The 19,967-nt window shown below is 56.3% G+C and carries 17 protein-coding genes and 1 tRNA gene; 11 read left to right on the top strand and 7 right to left on the bottom strand.

What is annotated here, in order from left to right:
- Window positions 1-27: 27 nt before the first annotated feature.
- The 9 genes from AYT24_RS04425 to AYT24_RS04465 all read left to right on the top strand — a co-directional run bounded on the left by AYT24_RS04425 (window position 28) and on the right by AYT24_RS04465 (window position 8,769).
- Window positions 28-939 carry a transketolase gene (locus AYT24_RS04425; RefSeq protein ID WP_010932643.1) on the top strand — a complete coding sequence of 304 codons (912 nt, stop codon included), beginning with the start codon at window positions 28-30 and terminating at the stop codon, window positions 937-939.
- Window positions 940-955: 16 nt separating this feature from the next.
- Window positions 956-1,510 (top strand): 16S rRNA (guanine(966)-N(2))-methyltransferase RsmD, encoded by a 555-nt coding sequence (rsmD, locus tag AYT24_RS04430; protein WP_010932644.1) that lies wholly within the window; start codon window positions 956-958, stop codon window positions 1,508-1,510.
- Window positions 1,503-2,000 carry a pantetheine-phosphate adenylyltransferase gene (coaD, locus tag AYT24_RS04435; protein ID WP_010932645.1) on the top strand — a complete coding sequence of 166 codons (498 nt, stop codon included), beginning with the start codon at window positions 1,503-1,505 and terminating at the stop codon, window positions 1,998-2,000. Before rsmD ends, coaD begins: the two co-directional genes overlap by 8 nt.
- Before the next feature lie 31 nt (window positions 2,001-2,031).
- The gene (locus AYT24_RS04440) at window positions 2,032-3,234 is read left to right on the top strand and encodes a pyridoxal phosphate-dependent aminotransferase (RefSeq protein WP_010932646.1); all 1,203 of its coding nucleotides are present in this window, start codon (window positions 2,032-2,034) and stop codon (window positions 3,232-3,234) included.
- A 9-nt stretch (window positions 3,235-3,243) separates the two neighbouring features.
- Window positions 3,244-4,017 (top strand): hydroxychlorobactene glucoside lauroyltransferase CruD, encoded by a 774-nt coding sequence (cruD, locus tag AYT24_RS04445; RefSeq protein ID WP_010932647.1) that lies wholly within the window; start codon window positions 3,244-3,246, stop codon window positions 4,015-4,017.
- Between the two features lie 74 nt (window positions 4,018-4,091).
- Entirely contained in the window at window positions 4,092-5,093 is a 1,002-nt protein-coding gene (locus tag AYT24_RS04450) for a PSP1 domain-containing protein (RefSeq protein ID WP_010932648.1), read from the top strand.
- Between the two features lie 71 nt (window positions 5,094-5,164).
- Window positions 5,165-7,276: a methionine--tRNA ligase gene (metG, locus tag AYT24_RS04455; protein ID WP_010932649.1), complete on the top strand. Its 2,112-nt coding sequence runs from the start codon at window positions 5,165-5,167 to the stop codon at window positions 7,274-7,276.
- Window positions 7,277-7,323: 47 nt separating this feature from the next.
- Window positions 7,324-7,399: transfer RNA gene (locus AYT24_RS04460), tRNA-Met, on the top strand.
- 152 nt (window positions 7,400-7,551) lie between these two features.
- Window positions 7,552-8,769 carry an exo-beta-N-acetylmuramidase NamZ family protein gene (locus tag AYT24_RS04465; protein WP_164926965.1) on the top strand — a complete coding sequence of 406 codons (1,218 nt, stop codon included), beginning with the start codon at window positions 7,552-7,554 and terminating at the stop codon, window positions 8,767-8,769.
- On the opposite strand, the gene cfa is transcribed toward AYT24_RS04465, so the two are convergent.
- The 7 genes from cfa to AYT24_RS04500 form a co-directional block, all read right to left on the bottom strand.
- Window positions 8,666-9,904 carry a cyclopropane fatty acyl phospholipid synthase gene (gene cfa / locus AYT24_RS04470; RefSeq protein WP_164926966.1) on the bottom strand — a complete coding sequence of 413 codons (1,239 nt, stop codon included), beginning with the start codon at window positions 9,902-9,904 and terminating at the stop codon, window positions 8,666-8,668. The genes AYT24_RS04465 and cfa overlap by 104 nt on opposite strands.
- A 161-nt stretch (window positions 9,905-10,065) precedes the next feature.
- Complete coding sequence (locus AYT24_RS04475) at window positions 10,066-10,686, bottom strand: STAS domain-containing protein (RefSeq protein ID WP_010932652.1); 621 nt, start codon at window positions 10,684-10,686, stop codon at window positions 10,066-10,068.
- A gap of 215 nt (window positions 10,687-10,901) precedes the next feature.
- A complete protein-coding gene (gene miaA, locus AYT24_RS04480; protein WP_010932653.1) occupies window positions 10,902-11,891 on the bottom strand; it encodes a tRNA (adenosine(37)-N6)-dimethylallyltransferase MiaA in 990 nt (329 codons plus the stop codon).
- Window positions 11,892-11,893: 2 nt separating this feature from the next.
- Complete coding sequence (locus AYT24_RS04485; protein WP_010932654.1) at window positions 11,894-12,487, bottom strand: Maf family protein; 594 nt, start codon at window positions 12,485-12,487, stop codon at window positions 11,894-11,896.
- A 2-nt stretch (window positions 12,488-12,489) separates the two neighbouring features.
- Window positions 12,490-14,250, bottom strand: coding sequence for a sodium:solute symporter family protein (locus tag AYT24_RS04490; protein ID WP_010932655.1), 1,761 nt, complete (start codon window positions 14,248-14,250; stop codon window positions 12,490-12,492).
- Window positions 14,251-14,394: 144 nt separating this feature from the next.
- The gene (locus AYT24_RS04495) at window positions 14,395-15,309 is read right to left on the bottom strand and encodes a carbohydrate kinase family protein (protein WP_010932656.1); all 915 of its coding nucleotides are present in this window, start codon (window positions 15,307-15,309) and stop codon (window positions 14,395-14,397) included.
- Window positions 15,310-15,355: 46 nt separating this feature from the next.
- Window positions 15,356-17,164, bottom strand: coding sequence for an alpha-amylase family glycosyl hydrolase (locus AYT24_RS04500; RefSeq protein ID WP_010932657.1), 1,809 nt, complete (start codon window positions 17,162-17,164; stop codon window positions 15,356-15,358).
- Between the two features lie 218 nt (window positions 17,165-17,382).
- On the opposite strand from AYT24_RS04500, the gene truA reads away from it, so the two are divergent.
- Entirely contained in the window at window positions 17,383-18,126 is a 744-nt protein-coding gene (truA, locus tag AYT24_RS04505) for a tRNA pseudouridine(38-40) synthase TruA (RefSeq protein WP_010932658.1), read from the top strand.
- 348 nt (window positions 18,127-18,474) lie between these two features.
- The gene (locus AYT24_RS04510; RefSeq protein WP_226986871.1) at window positions 18,475-19,836 is read left to right on the top strand and encodes a lytic transglycosylase domain-containing protein; all 1,362 of its coding nucleotides are present in this window, start codon (window positions 18,475-18,477) and stop codon (window positions 19,834-19,836) included.
- The last annotated feature ends 131 nt before the right edge of the window (window positions 19,837-19,967 follow it).

The raw sequence follows: 19,967 nt of genomic DNA on the forward strand, positions 1-19,967 counted from the left end.
AGCCATCATTCATCCATCGCTTCCATCATGGCAAAACATCTGAAGCCTTATCCTGCGGAGAAAAAAGGCAAGTACTTGCAGCTTTCAACCATCGATGAACTCAAGGACATGGCCCGGCAGGTGCGCAGGGATGTGATCCGCATGCTGGCTAAAGCCAATTCGGGCCATACCGGCGGTTCGCTTGGCATGGCCGATATTTTTACGGCACTGTATTTCAAAATTCTGAAGCATCATCCGCATCAGTTCAAGGGCGAAGCCGATCAGGATATGCTGTTTCTCTCGAACGGCCATATTGCTCCGGTCTGGTACAGCGTACTGGCCCGTTCGGGGTACTTTTCTCTCAATGAGCTCAACTACCTGCGCGAAATCAACTCGTACCTGCAGGGGCACCCGACCTGCGAGTCAGGGCTGCCGGGCATCAATATCGCATCCGGTTCGCTGGGTCAGGGTTTGTCGGCGGCTGTCGGTGCGGCGCTCGGCCTGCGCATGGATGGCAAAAAGGGTGAGGTGTTTTGCCTGATGGGTGACGGTGAGTGCCAGGAAGGGCAGATCTGGGAGGCTGCCATGAGCGCCGCCCATTATCAGCTCGGCAACCTGATCGGCATCGTCGATTACAACAACCAGCAGATTGACGGCGAGGTTTCGGAGGTGATGGACATCGAGCCGTTCGCCGACAAGTGGCGCGCCTTCGGCTGGGATGTGCTCTCCTGCGACGGTAACGACATCGAGCATTTCATCGATACGCTTGAGTATCTTCGCAAGGATACAGGCCGCACCAAACCGGTGGTGGTTTTGGCTAAAACGGTTATGGGCAAGGGGGTGCCGTTCTTTGAAGGTACGATGCCCGACAAGTCCAACTGGCATGGCAAACCGCCATCCAAAGAGGACGAGGCAAAAGCGCTGGAGATTCTCGGCGTAACTATTTTCGGTGACTTTTAAGCTGTTTCGATAGGTTTTGCAGATTCATGCGGGCAGATACCGGGGGCGAAAGATCAGGCATCTGCCTTCGCGCGACATCCGGCCCTGCACCAGCAGGGTCAAGAAGTCGCTTTTCGACACACTTGCAGCGCGTCTCGATTTCGATGACATCGAGGTGCTCGATCTTTTCGCCGGCTTCGGCAATCTCGGCTTTGAGGCGCTGAGCCGGGGTGCCAAGAGCGCCTGCTTCGTGGAGCAGAACCGGCAGGCGCTCGAAACGATGAAGGCCACAGCGGTGGACATTGGCGCGGGTGCTTCGGCGCGGTTTGTCATGGCTGACGTTACGGCGTTTCTGAAAAGGGAAGAGGGGTCGTTCGATCTGGTGTTCTGCGATCCGCCCTATCGCTGGGAGGATTACGAGTATCTGATCCGCTCGATTCTCGATACCGGCCTGCTTGCCCCGGATGGCCTGCTTCTCATGGAGCATCACGCGAGTCATGATTTTTCGCAATCTCGCGGGTATCTCTTCCACAAGGATTACGGCACGACCCGAGTCTCGTTTTTTACACCACAACCTGAAGCGCATGAGTAAGAAAGCCATCTATCCGGGGACCTTCGATCCCTTCACCAACGGCCATCTCGATGTGCTCGAGCGCGCGCTGAACATTTTTGAACATGTTGACGTGGTGCTTGCCGAGAACAGTCAGAAGCAGACCCTTTTTTCGGTTGAAGAGCGATTCGACATGGTCAGGGAGGTGGTTCGTGACCTTCCAAACGTGAGTGTCGATGTGTTGCGCGAGGGGCTTCTTGCCGACTACGCCCGGCAGGCGGGGGCCAGCGCTATTGTCAGGGGCGTGCGGCAGGTGAAGGATTTCGAGTATGAGTTCCAGATGTCGCTCTTGAACCGTCACCTCTATCCCGAAGTGACTACGGTGTTTCTCATGCCGAACGTCAAATACACCTATGTCGCTTCGACGATTATCCGCGAGGTCTCAATGCTCGGCGGCGATGTCAGCAAGTTTGTCCATCCCTACGTGCTCGACCAACTTTCGCGAAAAAGAGCGGAACGGCGGGCGCACTGATTTTTTTCAATTAACAACCAATTCTGCAAAGATGAGCGTAGAGAGCTTTGAACGATTCCTGAGCCGCCGGGTGCTGAGCATGCAGGAGTCGCAGACGATGAAAATTACCGGACTGGCCAAGAAGATGCAGGCGGAAGGCAAGGATGTTGTGAGTCTTTCTGCGGGCGAACCGGACTTCCCGACTCCAGAGAATGTGTGTGAGGCGGGCATCGAGGCAATTAGAAAAGGCTTTACCCGTTATACGGCAAATTCCGGAATTCCTGAGCTGAAAAAAGCGATCATCCGCAAACTCCAGCGCGACAATGGCTTGGAATACGCCGAAGATGAAATCATCGTTAGTAACGGTGGCAAGCAGGCGCTCGCCAACACCTTCCTCGCGCTGTGCGACGAGGGTGACGAGGTGATCGTACCGGCGCCCTACTGGGTGAGCTTTCCGGAGATGGCGCGCCTGGCCGAAGCGACGCCGGTGATCGTCGAAACCTCCATTGAGACCGGTTACAAAATGACGCCGGAGCAACTCGCCGCGGCCATCACGCCGAAGACCCGGATTCTCGTGCTCAATTCGCCATCGAATCCCTCCGGCGCAGTTTACAACGAGGCCGAAGTACGTGCGCTCATGCAGGTGATTGAAGGCAAGGAGATTTTTGTGCTTTCCGACGAGATGTACGACATGATCTGTTATGGCGGTGTGCGCCCCTTCTCGCCTGCGAGGATTCCGGAGATGAAGCCGTGGGTGATCGTCAGCAACGGCACTTCCAAGAGCTACTCGATGACCGGTTGGCGGATCGGCTACCTGGCTGCGCCGAAGTGGATCATCAATGCGTGCGACAAGATTCAGTCGCAGACCACCTCGAACGCCAACTCCATTGCGCAGAAGGCCGCCGTGGCCGCGCTCGATGGCGACCAGTCCATCGTCGAACAGCGCCGTGCCGAGTTCGAGAAGCGCCGCGACTTCATGTTCCGTGAGCTGAACACCATTTCCGGCATCGAATGCACGTTGCCGGAGGGCGCATTCTACATCTTCCCGTCCATCAAAGGCCTGCTCGGCAAAACCTTTGGCGGCAAGGTGATGAAGGACTCGACCGACGTCGCGGAGTACCTGCTCACCGAGCACTACGTGGCTACCGTGCCTGGTGATGCGTTCGGAGCGCCGGAGAACCTGCGCCTGTCCTACGCGGCCTCTATCGAAGAGTTGGCTGAGGCGGTCAACCGCATCAGAAAAGCGTTCAGTTAAGCGCAGCCCATGCTGAAGGTTCGCCGGAGCTGGGCATATACTCGATGGTTTGGCTGGTATTCGCGCCGGCAGTTCCGGCGGCATTTCCACTCGCTGAGAGTGCAGATGCCGACCGGTCTGCCGGAAATGGACACATCGATTCCGGTCATTTTCTACGGTAACCACGCCTACTGGTGGGACGGCTTCTGGTCGCAGCTCTGCACCGAGCTCTATTTCCGCCAGAATCTCTATATCATCATTGAGTACGCGCAGCTCGTCAAGCACCAGTTCTTCACTCGTCTCGGCGCATTTTCCATCGACCGCTCCAACGCCCGCAGCGCCATCGGCACGCTCGACTACGCCGCCGAATGCCTGGTCGCGCCATCCGAACGTCAGAATGCACTCTGGATTTTTCCGCAGGGGCTGATCGAACACGTGGACAAACGCCCTCTTCTCTTTTTCAGGGGAACGGCCGGGATTGTCCAGCGCGTTTTCAAGAAAAGGGAATCGATTTACCTTGTTTCAGTTGTCAGCCGTATTGAATATCTTGAAGAGCAGAAACCTGAACTTTTCTTGTCTTTCGGGTCGCCGAGAGTGCTGAAAAGAGCGGATTGGCAGGGGCTTGACGCCCTGACCGCCTTCATGCAGCAGACGACCGAATCCCATCTCGACAAGGTGAAGCAAGCGGTGATCGAGCGACGTCTTGACGGCTTCGATATGGTTATACGCGGTTCGAAATCGATCAATCGGCGTGTCGAAGCGTTTCGCAGCCTGTTCGGAAAAGGTCGTCCTGCAGAAGAGTGACGGGTAAATCCGTAGAAGAAACGATGCTGCCGCGTTCAACTGAATGACGTGGCGGAAATAGATAAAGGATATATATGGGTACAGTTCTATGCAGTTGCCTCCTTGGCGACAATGCCAAAGTGAGGCTGAAACTCTCGAAAATGCTGGAGGAAGAAGCTTCTGGGTTCTATCCCGATGTTCTCCCGGAAGGTTCGGTATCCATTTGTGAAGTCGAAATGAAGGGGTGCCGAAGGGAGTTTTATGCGGACAGGAGGAGCGAGGAGATTGAAATCGGTACTCCGGTCATTGTTGAAGCCGATGGCGGATTTGATATGGGTGTTGTTTACTCTACAGGCCGCATCGCCCTCAGGAAGCTTCAGCTTAAGGGGCTGGTCAGCGAGGTCGAAAAGCTTCCGGCCATCATGAGGCGTGCTACCGAGGAGGAGGTGCGCGAGTTCACCGAGATTCGCAAGCGGGAGCCTGAAATCAGGGAGGCCTGTTTGAAAAGAATCGAACGGCACCAGCTTGATATGAAGCTGGTTGATATCGATCTGCGTCTCGACCAGCAGAAGCTTTCGGTTTACTACACCGCCACGCACCGCATCGATTTCCGGGGCCTGGTGCGTGACCTGGCCGGGGAGTTCAAGGCGCGAATCCAGATGGTGCAGATTACCACCCGCGAGGAGGCGCGACGTACCAACGCGCAGGGCTCCTGCGGTTGTGCGCTCTGCTGCTCGACCTGGATGCAGAAAATCCACTCCAATCCATTCGCCGAAAAGCCCCAGATGCCGGATAGCATGAACGGAGACAACTTCTCGTTCAACACCATCGGCCTCTGCAACCGTCCGAAGTGCTGCCTCGGATTTTCGAAAACCAACGGCAAAAACGGCAATTGTCATCATGGTAAGGTCAGGCAAAACGGATGGCCCTCCGTCGGCACGACCTTTACTGTCAGGGATGGCAATGCCGTAGTCGAAGGGGTCGATCAACAGAAGAAAAGCATCTGGATACGTTACGTCAGTACTGGTCAGAAGCGGCGTATTTCGTTGGATCAGTACAATAATATGGCCGGAAAGCGTCAGGGCGGACAGGCCTGAAACACCATTTCATCACCCGGCAATCCGCCGGGTGACGTGATTTTATCATCATCGAACGACTTGTGTTACCAATGACTCATATACCCAAAAGAACTCTCGTTACCACCGCTCTTCCATATGCCAACGGCCCGGTGCACCTCGGCCACCTCGCCGGGGTCTATCTGCCCGCCGATATTTATGTTCGCTACAAGCGCCTCTGCGGCCACGACGTGATCCATATCGGTGGCTCGGATGAGCACGGCGTGCCGATTACCATTACCGCCGACAAGGAGGGCATTTCGCCGCAGGAAGTGGTGGATCGCTACCACACAATGAATGCTGAGGCATTTGCGAAGTGCGGCATTTCGTTTGATTACTACGGGCGCACCAGTGGGCCGGTTCATCACCAGACCGCTCGTGAGTTTTTCTTGGAAATCGAGAAAAAGGGGATTTTTGTCAAGAAAACCGAAAAGCAGTTCTTCGATCCGAAGGCGGGGCGCTTCCTCTCCGACCGCTACATCACCGGCACCTGCCCGGTCTGCAAAACGCCCGGCGCGAACGGCGACCAGTGCGAGCAGTGCGGCACGCACCTCAGCCCGACCGAGCTGATCGATCCGAAGAGCAAGCTCTCCGACGCTACGCCGGAGCTGCGCGAAACCCTGCACTGGTACTTCCCGCTTGGGCGCTACCAGAAGCAGCTCGAAGCCTTTGTTGAACGGCACACCGGTGACTGGCGCTCTAACGTTGTCAACTACTCACGCACGTGGCTCAACCAGGGCCTCGCCGACCGTGCGATCACCCGCGATCTCGCTTGGGGCATCTCGCTGCCGCTCGACTCCGAAGAGGCGAAAGGCAAGGTGCTTTATGTCTGGTTCGACGCCGTGCTTGGCTACATTTCATTTACGAAAGAGTGGGCTGAAAAGCAGGGCGACGCCGAACTCTGGCGGCGCTACTGGCAGGATCCGGAGACGCGCATCATCAACTTCATCGGCAAGGATAACGTCGTGTTCCACACGCTGATGTTCCCGGCGATTCTGATGGCCTGGAACGAGGGGCGCAGCGAGGGGCGCTACGAGCTGGCCGACAATGTTCCGGCCTCCGAGTTCATGAACTTCGAGGGGCGCAAGTTCTCAAAGTCGCGCAACTATGCAGTTTATCTCGGCGAGTTTCTCGAACGCTTCCCGGCGGACACGTTGCGCTACAGCATCGCGATGAACTACCCGGAGAACAAGGATACCGACTTCAGCTGGAGTGACTTCCAGAACCGCACCAACGGCGAGCTGGCCGACACGCTCGGCAACTTCATCAAGCGTTCGATCGACTTTACCAACTCGCGCTTCGGCGGCCAGGTGCCAGCGGACATAGACCTTGAAGCGTGGGACAGCCTCGGCATCGACTGGCTGGCGAGTTTCGGCAAACTCGAAGCGGCCTACGACGGCTTCCACTTCCGTGAAGCAACCGCACAGACGATGGAGATCGCGCGTTTCGCCAATCGCTTTCTCACCGAGAGCGAGCCGTGGAAAGTCATTAAGGTCGATCCGGAAGCGGCGGGGCGCACGATGGCCGTGTCGCTGAATCTTTGCCACACGCTCGCGCTGCTCTTCTGGCCGATTGTGCCCGAAACCGCCAACCGCATTTGGAAGATGCTCGGTTTCGAGGGCACGATTGACGAACTCGTTGAACCCGGCAACCCTGTCTGGCGTCAGGCGCTCGAACCGGGGCTGAAGAAGGGACACAAGCTGCTTGGTTCGTCCGAAATTCTTTTCTCGAAGATCGAGGACAAGGACATCGAGCCAGAGATGAAGAAGATCGAGGCGCTGCTGGCCGAGGCGGAGCAGCGTGAAGCCGCCAAGCAGCCCGTGCCGATGACCTTTAAGCCTGAGATCACCTTCGACGACTTCCAGAAGATCGATCTGCGTGTGGCAAAAGTGGTCGCCTGCGAGCCGGTCAAAAAGGCCAACAAACTGCTCAAGCTGCAATTGCAGGTCGGCTCGGAGCAGCGCCAGGTGCTTTCGGGCATCGCGCAGTACTTTACGCCCGAGCAGATGGTGGGCAAGAATGTCGTGCTGGTGGCCAATCTCGCTGACCGCACCATGCGGGGCGAGCTGTCGCAGGGCATGATCCTCACTGTCGAGGGCGCCGATGGCCGCCTTTTTCTGCTCGAACCGCAGGGCGAAGGAATAAATGGGAACTCTGTCAGTTAACCATTTGTTTTTTACAATGAAAGTCGTACATTAAGCAGCTTTTACATCGTGGGGTGGAGCAATTGGTAGCTCGTCGGGCTCATAACCCGAAGGTTGCAGGTTCAAGTCCTGTCCCCACCACCAGCAAAAGACCGCGCCATGTTGTGCGGTCTTTTTTTTGCCCGCAGCACTGCTTTTTGTTAAGGAGCGGGGTATATTGCCTTCGCGAAAGCTTCTTCGTTATAGGGCTTGTAGGAAGGATGCCAAACTGCCGAAAACTTCAGGGTCATTTCCTCATGAAGCGAACAGCTCCTCTTTTTTTTCTGCTTTTTTTTCTCCTGTTGGTAAAAACCTCCATTGCGCGAGCCGAGGCGTTCAGATACGGCCTCGATGTGCTCGATGCGCAGAAGTGTTTCCAACTTCAGGGCAAGCGAGTCGGCATGATTACCAATGCAGCAGCGGTTTCGCGCTCCGGCGAGCCGGGATATCGGGTTTTGCTTCGGAACGGGGTTGATCTGAAATTTCTGATGGCTCCCGAGCATGGCTTCTCGCTCGATTACGAAGCTGGCAAGAAAGTGGACAATGCAGGGATTGGCGACAGTTTGAAAATCTGGTCGCTTTACGGTAACTCCCGGAAGCCTGATATTTCGCTTCTGAAAACCATCGATGTTCTCATTTTCGATCTTCAGGATGCGGGGGTGCGTTGTTACACCTACATTTCCACCATGAAGCTCGCGATGGAGGCATGCAACGAAGCCGGGATCGTTTTCATGGTACTCGATCGCCCCAATCCCCTTGCGCCGATTCCGGTGAGCGGTTTCGTGCTGGAGCCGCGCTTCGAGTCGTTCGTTGGCGCGGCGGAGCTTCCGTTCATCCACGGCATGAGCGTGGGAGAGATCGCCGGATGGTTGCAGAAACGCCGTTTTCCGGGACTGTCGTTGCAGATTGTGCGGATGCAGGGATACCGGCGAGACAGGTTTGCCGACGACCTTCCGGGCTTCTGTTTCCGTCCGCCGTCGCCGAACCTGCATGATTTCAAAACCCTGTTGCTCTATCCAGCTACGGTCATGCTGGAGGGAACCGATGTCAGCGAAGGGCGTGGCACCGAGGCGCCGTTTCGAATGTTTGGCGCGCCATTCATCGACAGCAAAGCGCTCATCCGGGAACTCGAAACCTATCGCTTGCCCGGCGTCAAATTCTATAGGACGACCTTCACGCCCGAAAGGAGCAAATTCTCCGGTGTCGAGTGCGAGGGAATCCGCCTGAAGGTGACCGATCGCGAGCGATTCGATCCGTTCATGACCTCCACGGCAATCCTGCTCTCGCTGCAGAAGCTCTGGCCGGAGCAGACCGGCCTGTATCGTCACGCCGCCTTTTTTGACCAGCTTGCAGGAACCGATCGTTACCGTCTTATGATTCAGCAGCAACGTCCGATCGCGGAAATTCTCGACGCTGTCCGAGCGCAGGTGCGGGCATTCGATGCAGCTTCGCGGGATCGTTTCCTCTATCCCTGAATTTCCGTTTGACTGGCTGGTGTGGGATGCAGCATTCGCCTTTGATGCCCGATGGTGTGAGCAATATCTGCCAGAGCTGGATCGTGCGTGCCCTGAAAGCTCCGGCACAGCTCAGGAGATAGTAGCGCCACATGCGGTAGAATTTTTTGTCGTAGTGCTTTTCAATCTGTGGCCATTTGCGGGTTATGTTGCTTTCCCAGGCTTTGAGTGTCAGGGCGTAGTCATAACCGAACGAGTGCCAGTCTTCAAGTACGAACCGCCCTTCAAAACCGCGTGAAATCTGGCTGGGTGACGGAAGCATTGAGTTCGGGAAGATATATTTCTCGATCCACGGGTCGGTGCCTGTAACCGACTCGTTGCTGCCGATGCTCTGTACGAGCATCCGTCCATCCGGTTTGAGGCAGCGTCGGGCGGTATCAAAGTAGGTCCGGTAGTTTTTATAGCCGACATGTTCGATCATGCCGATCGAGACGATCCGGTCGAATTCGCCTTCGAGCTGGCGATAGTCCATGAGCAGGATATCGACGTCGAAATCCTTGCAGAGCTCTCTGGCAAAGCTGGCCTGTTCCTTCGATACGGTGATGCCAACCACCTGCACGCCATAGTGTTCAGCGGCGAACCTCGCGGCCCCGCCCCAGCCGCATCCAATATCGAGCAGTTTCATCCCCGGTTTGAGGTCGAGCTTTTCGAACACCAGGCAAAGCTTGTTTTGCTGTGCTTCATCGAGGCTGTCGGCTTCGTGCCAGTAGGCGCAACTGTACATCATGAGCGGGTCGAGCATCGCCCGAAAGAGGTCGTTGCCAGCGTCGTAATGGTGCTTGCCAACAGTGAAGGCGCGCGCCGGTTTTTGCAAGTTTATCAGCGCACCCTGAAGATACTCCAGCGCCGAGGCAAGTGTGACGAGCTGTTGGTCGACGCCTGCCGAGAGTATCCGGTAAAACAGCTCTTCGAGGTCATCGCAATCCCACCAGCCCTCCATGTAGGACTCTCCGAAACCGAGATTTCCCTGAAGCATCGTTTTTCTGAACATCCGGCGATCATGCACCCTGATGTCCCACGGCCTGTTGCCGTTGATGGTGATGTTTGCCGCAGCGAGGAGTGTCTCGAATTTTTGCTGGAAAAGGTGGTCAAGCATGGCGCAGTGCTCTGGTTTTCGAGGAAACATTCTGTTTCACAAAATGGAGAGACCGATACTAACTGCTTTAAAAAATAGTGTATGCACGACGAAATGTCAAAAAGATGCCCGATAGGGCAAGATCATGTCAAGAGTGATGGATGGGCGCTGTTCTTTGAGTTTTAACTTTTCAATGGTGTTTTGCCGGCCTCGGGATTCTTTTTTGGGCGGCCTCGTTTTCTGGTGGGAGCCGTTGCGGATGGATTTTTTTTCTGGTGGGGCTTTTCGTTTTCATCAATCGCTTCAGGTTCATCAATCGCTTCAGCTTCGTCTTCGATTTCGCAGTATGCTTCGCTTTCAAAGGCCTCGTCAGGGATTTCAAGTTCGTCACCGATTTCGTCAATACTCTCATCCTGAACCGGCTGCTGCCGCGACCGGCTGCCGCGTTTACCCTTCAATGCCGGCTCGATGAGCGTCATGACTTCATTGATCGACGAGAAGATGTAGAGTTGCTTGTCGAGATTGGCCAGTTTAAGCAGGTCTTTTATCTGCTGGCAGAGCGAGACGAAAATGGCAAGCCCGTCAGAGCTGTTGGCGAGCTGATGGGCCAGGAGCATCGAGCCTATGCCTGAAGAATCGATAGCCTTGACCTGCGAAAAATCGATAATAATGTTTTTACTGGTACCGGTGCTGATCATGCTGTCGATAGTCGCCTTGAAACAGTCTGCGTAACGGACATCGAAAATTGGCTCTTCAAGCTTGAGGATGGTCAATTCCTTGCGGGTCGATATGGAGTGTTTCATAAAAAACTCCAGCAGAAATACGGTAACTTATTCTATCAAAGGCACTTGTGCTACCTTTTTGGCTCCGCATTCATTGAAGGATGGTTGAAAGATGAATGCGGAACGGCTCTCTTCCACTATTATCGTACAAAATTCGATTCATTCAAATCAATTTTTTTCAACGGCGTAAAATGTTTGAGGTGGGTGAGGGTGGGTTGCTCGCTGATGGGGAGTGGTTAAGCGTTTTGTTTTTTTGCAATAGCAATAGGAGAATGCGGAACGCTATCGTCTTGTCTGGTGGAAAAAAACTCTACAAGTGCTTCGATTTCCGCCTCGTCAAGTGGTGCTTTCACCCACTCGACATCCAGCCTGTTGCGGAAAAATGTCAGCTGACGTTTGGCGTAGTTTCTGGTGTGTTGGGCGATGAGTGAAACCGCGGTGTCGAGATCGTGCAATTCCTCGAAGTGTTCGAAGAGTTCGCGGTAGCCGACGGTGGCGAGCGCGTTGAGGTTTTTGCTGCGCCATTCGTCACGAAACTTGTCGAAAAGATAACGGGCTTCGGCTTCAAGTCCGGCTTGTATCATTGCGCTTGTGCGCTGGTTGATGCGCTCATAGAGCAGTTCGCGGGGCAGGTCGAGACCGATGACAGTGAAGTTGATTCCAGTTGGCGGGCCGGGAGTTTTGCTTTGCAGGGCCGTGACTGTCGTTCCCGAAATTTCGATGATTTCGAGGCTTCGGATAAGGCGCTGGGTTTTGGTTGGGTCGAGCGTTTTAGCCTGTTCGGGATCAAGCGCTTCGAGTCGGCGGTAGAGCGCTTCCGCGCCGTGGCGTTCGAGTTCGCGGGTCAGCTGCGCCCGGATTTCCGGGTCGGCTGGTGGCAGTTCGGCGAAGCCTTTGAGCAGGCCTTCGAGGTAGAGCGTCGAACCGCCCGCAACGACTGGCGTGATGCCGCGTTGATGGAGTTCCCGGATTTTTTCCGCAGCCTGCTCCGCAAAATCTCCTGCGCTGAACGGTTCGCCGATCTCTTTTTTGTCGATGAAGTGGTGTTTGACCTCGTCGAGCATCCAGCGCGGCGGTTTGGCGGTGCCGATGTCCATGCCGCGATAGATCTGGCGCGAGTCCGCCGAGATGATTTCGCCGCCGGTCTGGCGGGCGATGCGGAAGGCCAGCTCCGTTTTGCCAGAGGCGGTCGGGCCGAGGATCACGAGAACCGGTTTAGTATTCATTGTTACCCTTCGGCGGGAAAAAGGGGTTTGAGGGCAGCATAGACCTTCGAGACTGGCAGGCCGACCACGTTGTAGTAGCAGCCGTCGATGCCTGTGACGAAGCAGGCGAGAAGCGGATCCTGGATGCCGTACGATCCGGCTTTGTCGAAGGGTTTCATTACTTCGATGTAGCGGGTGATCTCTCGAGGCGTCATCGGGCCGATTTCGACGATGGTGCGGGCGTAGTCTGTGATCGCCTTGCCGTTGTGCAGGATACAGAAGCCGGTCAGTACCTCGTGGCTGCGGCCTTGCAGCGTGGAGAGCATATCGAAAGCGTGGTCGAAGTCGCCGGGTTTGCCGAGCGGCTTGCCGTCGAGTACCACCGTGGTGTCCGAGCCGAGCACGACCGCGCAGGCCTCATCCGCCGAGATACTACGTAGCACGGCTTCGGCCTTTTGCTTCGAGATTTCCATGACATTTTCCTCGGCCGTCAGCACCGGATCGAAGGTCTCGTCGATCTCGACCGAGGCGGTCTCGAACGGAATTCCCGTCATGGCGAGCAATTCCCGGCGTCGCGGCGATTGCGAGGCGAGGATGAGTTTGCGGTGTGAGGTCATCGTCAATCGAAGGTTTTCCAGTTTCTCTTTGACAGGTCGCGGTAGATCATCACGCCTGCCAATGCGCCGGCGGCGTAGTAGAGCGCGGCGGCCACCGGTTCGCCGAAGATCAGCTTGCCGGTGCCGAACAGTGTGGCGTAAACCAGCACGATGCCGAAAAACCAGTCGGCGAAGAGGGCGGGGAAACCGGTATCGCCCTTGACGTCGGGCATCTCGTCGGCCACCGGTTTCCAGAGCGCGCCGCCAACGCGGGTGGTGCGGTAGAAGGCGTGCAGCTTCTCGCGGTCAGTTGGTTTGGTGAGCCAGGTGACCGCAAGGGTGCAGGTAATCGTGAAGAGGACGATGATGTAAATCGATTCGGGGAAGACGATTGTGGTGAACTGGTTGATGTAGCTGTAGGCCACGATCGGCGCGACCATCGAAGTGATCTCTGACCAGGCGTTGAGCCGCCACCAGAACCAGCGCATGATGAGCACGAAGCCCGTGCCCGCGCCGCACTGAATGATGAACTCCCACGCGCCGGTGATGGTCTCCAGCACGTAGAACGTGATGTAAAGCGCGAAGATAGCCGTCACCGCAGTGACGATCCGCGACATCAAGACGTAGTGGTTCTGTTCAGCCTCCCGCTTGATGAAGCGCTTGTAGAGGTCGTTGATGAGGTAGCTCGTGCCCCAGTTCAGATGGGTCGAAAGGGTGGACATATAAGCTGCCATGAAGGCTGCGATGAGCAGGCCTTTCAAGCCGGCGGGTAGCACGGCATTCATGACATGCACGAAGCCGTCCTCTTTCTGCCCAGCGGGAAGATTGGGGAACATCACGAGGCTCGCCAGACCGACCACGATCCACGGCCACGGGCGAACGCAATAGTGCGCGATGGTGAACCAGAGCGTCGCCAACAGCGAGTTTTTTTCGTCCTTGGCGCTCATCATGCGTTGGGCGATATAGCCGCCGCCGCCCGGCTCCGCGCCCGGATACCACGACGCCCACCACTGCACGAACGCCATCGCCGCGAAGGCCGTGAAGGGCAGGGCGTAGGCTCCGGTCGCCGATGTGTTGACGGTTGAGGAGAACGAGGGGAAAAAGTCGAACATCCAGTCCGGCAGCGCCTGTTTGAGGCCGCCAGCCGCCGTGACCTGCGGCGAGTTGACCGCCAGCACGGCGAGGATGATGCACCCAGCCATCGCGATGACGAACTGCACGGCGTCGGTGATTGAGACGCCCCAGAGGCCCGACATGCCGGAGTAGATCGCCGTGAAAATCACCAGCCCCACGATGGTGAGCTGCGGGTCGAGGCCGGGGATCATGATCTTGATGATCTTGAACATGGCGAGGTTTACCCACCCGATGATCACCGCGTTGATGAAGAGGCCAAAATAGACCGCCTTGAAGCCGCGCAGAAAGCTCGCAGCCTTGCCGCTGTAGCGCAGCTCGATGAATTCGAGGTCGGTCAGAATGTTTGCCCGCCGCCAGAGCCGGGCGAAGAAGAAGACGGTGAGCATTCCGCCCGAAACGAACGTCCACCACACCCAGTTGCCCGCGATGCCGTTCTTGGCCACAAATCCGGCGACGGCAAGCGGCGTATCGGCAGCGAACGTCGTGGCAACCATGCCGGTGCCAGCGATCCACCACGGCAGCTTGCGGCCTGACAGGAAGAACTCGCCGACGTTTTCAGAAGCCCGTCGCGAAAAGAACAGGCCGACCAGCAGGGTCAACAGCAGGTACCCCGCAATGAATGAGATGTCCAGAGGGGTGAGTTGTGCCATGGGCGTGTGTTGGGTTTGGTGGCGGAGCGTCTTTTCAGCGGTTGTCCACGAAGTATAGCGTTGTTACCTGCAGGGGCATCGAGACTTGTCGGGATGCCCCTACAACATGATAATTGGGCAGTTACTTCGAACTGTCCAACAACATTAATCTTCGATGCGCGACAGTTCCAGGAAGCTCTGGTAGCGGTCGTCCACTTCGAGGAGGTCGAGATCGTTGTAGCGATAGGGGCCGAACTGCTCGACGCAGAAGCTGGCCATGGCGCTGCCGTAAAGCACCGCTTTGCGCATTTCGGCTTCGCTGGTGTTGCCGCAGCGGGCAAGGTGGCCGATGAAGCCGCCTGCGAAGGTGTCGCCCGCGCCGGTCGGGTCGTAGATCGATTCGAGCGGGAAGGCCGGAGCGGCAAAGATGCCGTTGTCGGTGAAGAGCAGCGCGCCATGCTCACCCTTCTTGATGATGAGGGTTTTCGGACCCATTTCGCGGATAATGCGTGCGGTCTTGACAAGATTTGGATCGCCGGAGAGCAGGCGAGCTTCGCTGTCGTTGACGATGAAGACATCGACCCGTGCAAGCACCTTTTTCAGCTCTTCTGGCTTGCCCTCGATCCAGAAGTTCATCGTGTCACACACGACCAGCTTCGGATCGTCGATCTGGTCGAGCACCTTGAGCTGCAACTCGGGATCGATATTGCCGAGACAGACAAACTTGGAGTCGCGGTAGTACTGCGGTACATGGGGGTCGAACTCAGCGAAGACGTTCAACTGCGTGTCGAGCGTGTCGCGGGTGTTCATGTCATAATGATAGCGGCCAGCCCAGCGGAAGGTCTTGCCATCCTCGATGACCTGGATGCCTCTGGTGTCGATGTTCTTGGCGTGGAGCAGGTCGAAGTGCTCTTTGCCGAAATCGGAACCTACGACGCCGACCATCCTGATCGGTTCGTCGGTGAAGTAGCTCGCCGAAAGCGCGATGTAGGTCGATGAGCCGCCGAGGGTGTTGTCAGAGCGGCCAAATGGAGTTTCGATGTCGTCGAAAGCGAGGGATCCAATGACAAGAAGTGACATGATATGATGATAAGTTAAATGGTTTAGTGAAAAAAATCTGTCGGAATTACTCTTCGTCCGCGCTCGGAATTTCGAACAGTACACACTGGCCTGGCGCGAAATCGAGCATCAGCTTGTGATCGGAAACCATCAGCGTTCGCCCGGAAATCAGCTCATCGAGCTCCATCTTCTTTTGCCCGAACTCCATTGTACCGGTGACTGGCTCTTCGAAGTTGCTGTTGCCAGCGAATAGCAGATTTCTGCCACCCGATTTGCGCATGACGGTTAAAAGTGCCGGATCGGAGATGTAGGGCTGGACGATCGAGCCGATGTCGCCGCATCGGATCAGGTCGAAGTGGCGGCTTCGGATGTCGAGTACTTTGCGGATGTCGTCGCAGATCGGTTCGAGTCCGTTGGTGTTCTCCCAATCGCAGGCGGCGGGCGCGAAGAGCGGCAGTGTTTCGGCGGGGAAGCGCTGCCGGTCATCGTCGGTGAAGTTCAGGCCGAGGTTAACCGGATGCCACTCGCAAATTTCCATGCCGGAGTGGATGAACGGCATGGCCGGAAGCACCGCACCGAGTGTAAAGAGGAAGAGTGCTCGGCGGCGTCCAGCTTCACGTCCGGCAAGAGTATGGCACACACGCGGCGTATTGTGATTTTCGCCAGTAGCGAAAAACGGGATCGCCACGCCGTTGCGGTTCAGGAAATTCAGCAGCCCCTTGATGTACTGTACGTCGTGAATGACGAACGGCAGCGAGCCGAACACGGCGTTGAACCCCTCCTCCTTCAGCTTCGGCGACGGGTCGAAGTTTTCATCCCAGAAGGCAAACTCTGGCGCATCTTTGCGAGCTTCAGCCACGATGGATGCCTTCAGTTCCGGCGGCAGGGCATGGCCCATGTCGATCATCGCGCCGTCGATGCCGAACTCTTTGCGGTAGTGCGGAATGATGCCTGCAATCTCCCGCCAGAGCTTCATTGCGCGGAACTCGGGCTGTTCGAGCGCTTCGTCGTACATCCGTATCGTGTTGTACGCGATGTAGTTAAAGCGCGGTGAATCGTGCAGCTTCAAATAGGTGACGTCGGTCCATGGCGGCTGGCGGTCGTCCGGCGGCCAGTCCGAGAAGGCGCTCGCGATGACGCACTTGCCGCCGTCGGCTGTCGTGCCGATGTAGCCGTTCGCGCCAAGCGTGATCTTTTCTGGCGTTGGCGCGAAGCGGCTGCGATACGCCTCGTCCGGTTCCGGCAGCTCGTGGAAGTCGTGCTTGTCCACCTGTTCATAGATTCTCGCGAGGGTGTCGTGATCGAAATGTGGTGGACCGTAGCTCGCCAGGTTGCCCTCCTTGCGGAGCCAGTAGAACCACTCCGGATGCTCGCCGATCCAGTCACTGTCAATGGAGGCCGTGCGGAAGACAAACTCGAACACGACCCGCATCCCAAGGTGATGCGCCGCCTCGACGAGTGCTTTGAGCTGCATCTCCAGCGGCAGATCGAGCACCGGTTCGCCGAGCGTTTCGTCGAGCTCATATGGATTTTTGATCGCATACGGAGAACCGAGTTCTCCTTTCCGGTTGATTTTACCGATGCTGGTCAGCGGCAGCAGGTAGAGTGTGTTGACGCCCATTCGCTTAATATAGGGCAGCATGGCGATGGCCTTGAGCAGCGTTCCGGTCTCGCGAAATCCGCATGGAAGCGGCTCCGTGCGGATGTGCCCGTCACGATCATGATCGAAGGCCGCGTTGTACCTCACGAAGAGGTTGTACACGGTTGCCGATGCGCTCCAGTTCTGGCCGCTCATCTCCGTTGTGTCCGGCATGACCGTAGCCGATGCCTTGATCGTGCTGATCGTGTCGATGAAATAGTCGAAAGGATCGACCATCGAAACGCCAGTACCTCCTTCGCGCCAGAGGTTCGGCACAGCGTATGGTTCAGCGGGCTGGCGGCGCCTGGCCGATTCCAGCGATTCGAGGAGATTGTCGAGAGTTGGTGTGGTCAAGCTGTCAGATATTCTGAATCGATGGAAGCGAAAAATCAGGCTAAAGATAAGTATTATCGGGAAAAGATATGCAGAACCAATCAAGGCATTTGTGACGCAGTATGGCGAGATCGAAAAGAACCATCAAAATGCAGATCGAGTATGACGGCACCGGCTATTCGGGGTGGCAGCGGCAGCCGGGTGACGTAGTGACCGTGCAAGGCGAGATCGAGCGCGTGCTCGAACGCATCATGCAGGAACCGGTGAGCATCGATGGCGCAGGCCGAACCGACAGTGGAGTGCACGCGCGCAGGCAGGTAGCGAGCTTTGCGACGTGCTCGCCGATGCCGCTCGGCCGCCTGATATACTCGGCCAATTCGCTTTTGCCCTCGACGATCCGCATCAACGCCATGCGGCAGGCACCGGAGTCGTTTCACGCCCGCTTTAGTGCCACGTCGAGGGAGTACCGCTACTTTTTGCTCGAACATCCTTCAGCTATCGACAGCCGCTTCGCCGGATGCTCGCACGGCAAGCCGGACGTCGGCGCGATGAACCGGCTCGCATTGATGCTCATCGGAACGCACGATTTCGCAGCCTTTTCGAAAGAGACCCCCGACCAGTACGGGACGCTCTGTACGGTTACGGCAGCGCGCTGGTACCGTTCCGGTCGGTTCCACGTTTTTCGCATCGAGGCGAACCGCTTTCTGCGGAGCATGGTGCGCTTTCTGGTGGCCGGGATGATCGAGGTTGGAATGGGCCGACTCGAAGAAGGGGCGTTCGCCCGGATGCTCGAAAGCGGCCATCGCCCGCCAAAGCTGAAGCCTGCCGACGCGGCGGGACTGTTCCTCTGGAAGGTCAGGTATTGAAATAAATTATGAAATTATGAGTGATGAATGATGCATTGGTATGGGAAGGGGCTGCCGAGAGATTTTCGAGCGGGGTGATTCCGGAACTCCTTTTAATGGATGGGCGCTCATCTGTTCTTTTGTCTCTTTGCGGCGGCTCCTTGTATTAATGGTGCTCTCTGGTTATGTTTCCAAATTATACTTTACTGTCTCAAACCCGAGGGTGCCAGCGCAACCTCATCTGTTAACCCAGCCCGGCTTGTGAAAAGCTTTTTACCGCTCAGGCATTTTCTTGTCTGTATATCCTTGCAGGTTGTTGCTCTGTCTTCCGTATCGTTTGGTGCGGAGGAACCCGACAGCGCCTCGAACGTGCGAGCCTCACGTGTTTCGGAAATGCTCGATAGCCTCGTTACGGCTACCTATTTTCAGGATGACCGGTTTTCTTCGGCGGATAGGAGCGGCTCCGCCGGGTATCTTCCCAAAGAGTTCATCCCCCAGTTTAGCGACTCTGTTTATGCGTCAAGAATTGCTGCGCTCGCCAGCAAAAGCCGCTTCAATCTGGTTTATAATGATCATGTAAAAGGCTTTATTCGGCTTTATGCCGTTGACAAGAGGAAAATGGTATCGAAGGTGCTTGGCCTGACGCATATCTATTTTCCGCTCTTTGACGAAGTGTTCAGGCAGTACGATATCCCTCCTGAAATGAAGTACCTCGCCATCGTGGAGTCTGCACTGAACCCCACGGCAGTGTCCCGGGCCGGCGCCCGTGGTCTCTGGCAGTTCATGAGTGGTACGGGCCGGATGTACGGATTGCAATCCTCTTCGTTCATTGAGGATCGCTATGACCCCACAAAAGCGACCGTGGCGGCGTGCCAGCATCTTCGTGATCTGTATGACATGTTTGGCGACTGGTTTCTCGTTCTCGCGGCCTACAATGCCGGAGCCGGCAATGTGCAGCGGGCGATCAGAAGAGCTGGCGGCGCTCACGATTACTGGGAGATATGGCCATACCTGCCGCAGGAGACGCGGGGTTACGTTCCGGCCTTCATCGCGGTGACGTACGTCATGAACTACTACCGCGAGCACAACATCCGTCCCGCCCAGCCGGGATACCTCTACTCAGAGACCGCCATGGTTCCGGTCAAGCAGGCGCTGACCTTCGAGCAGCTCAACGAGACGCTTGGCGTTTCAATGGACGACCTCAAATTCCTCAATCCCCAGTACAAAGCGGGCCTCATTCCTGCCCCTGCATCCAGCCCCAACATGATCCGGCTTCCGAAACAATACGTGCAGCTGTTCCTGCAAAAGGAGCAGCAGATCTATGCGTACAAGCCGGAGATGGTTGAAGAGAAGGAGCGTCTGTATGCCATGGTTCAGGAGAACGACCGGCAGGATGTGGTGTTTAGCAGTGGCCGGGGCCAAAAGACGCACGTGGTTGGCAAACGGGAGACACTCGCAAGCGTTGCTCGTAAATATGGCTGTTCGGTCAGTCAGATTATTGACTGGAACAATCTGAAAAGTGCAAAGCTGAGGCCGGGCCAGCGGCTGGTGGTATTCAAGGTGGTCAATGAGCGATTCTCCCGAAACGCATCTGCCACGAAACTCAAGGGCAAAAAAGGCCGACTGAAATCAAAGGCGAGCAACGCTGCAGGCAAAAGCAAAGTTCTCAAGAAAAGCAAGAGCGGTAAAAAGGCCGGTAAGAAGAGCGGGACAAAGAAAAAACGCAAATAACAGATCACAGATTACAGATGCGCTTCACGGGATTGCAGACTGTTGGCGATTCTGACCAGAATCAGCGATGGTTTGACCAGTTGTTCTGCTTGTCATTGTAAGTTTTTTTTTATCTTAAGCATTCAATTTTC

It is taken from the genome of Chlorobaculum tepidum TLS (genome assembly GCF_000006985.1).
Taxonomy (GTDB): Bacteria; Bacteroidota; Chlorobiia; order Chlorobiales; family Chlorobiaceae; genus Chlorobaculum; species Chlorobaculum tepidum.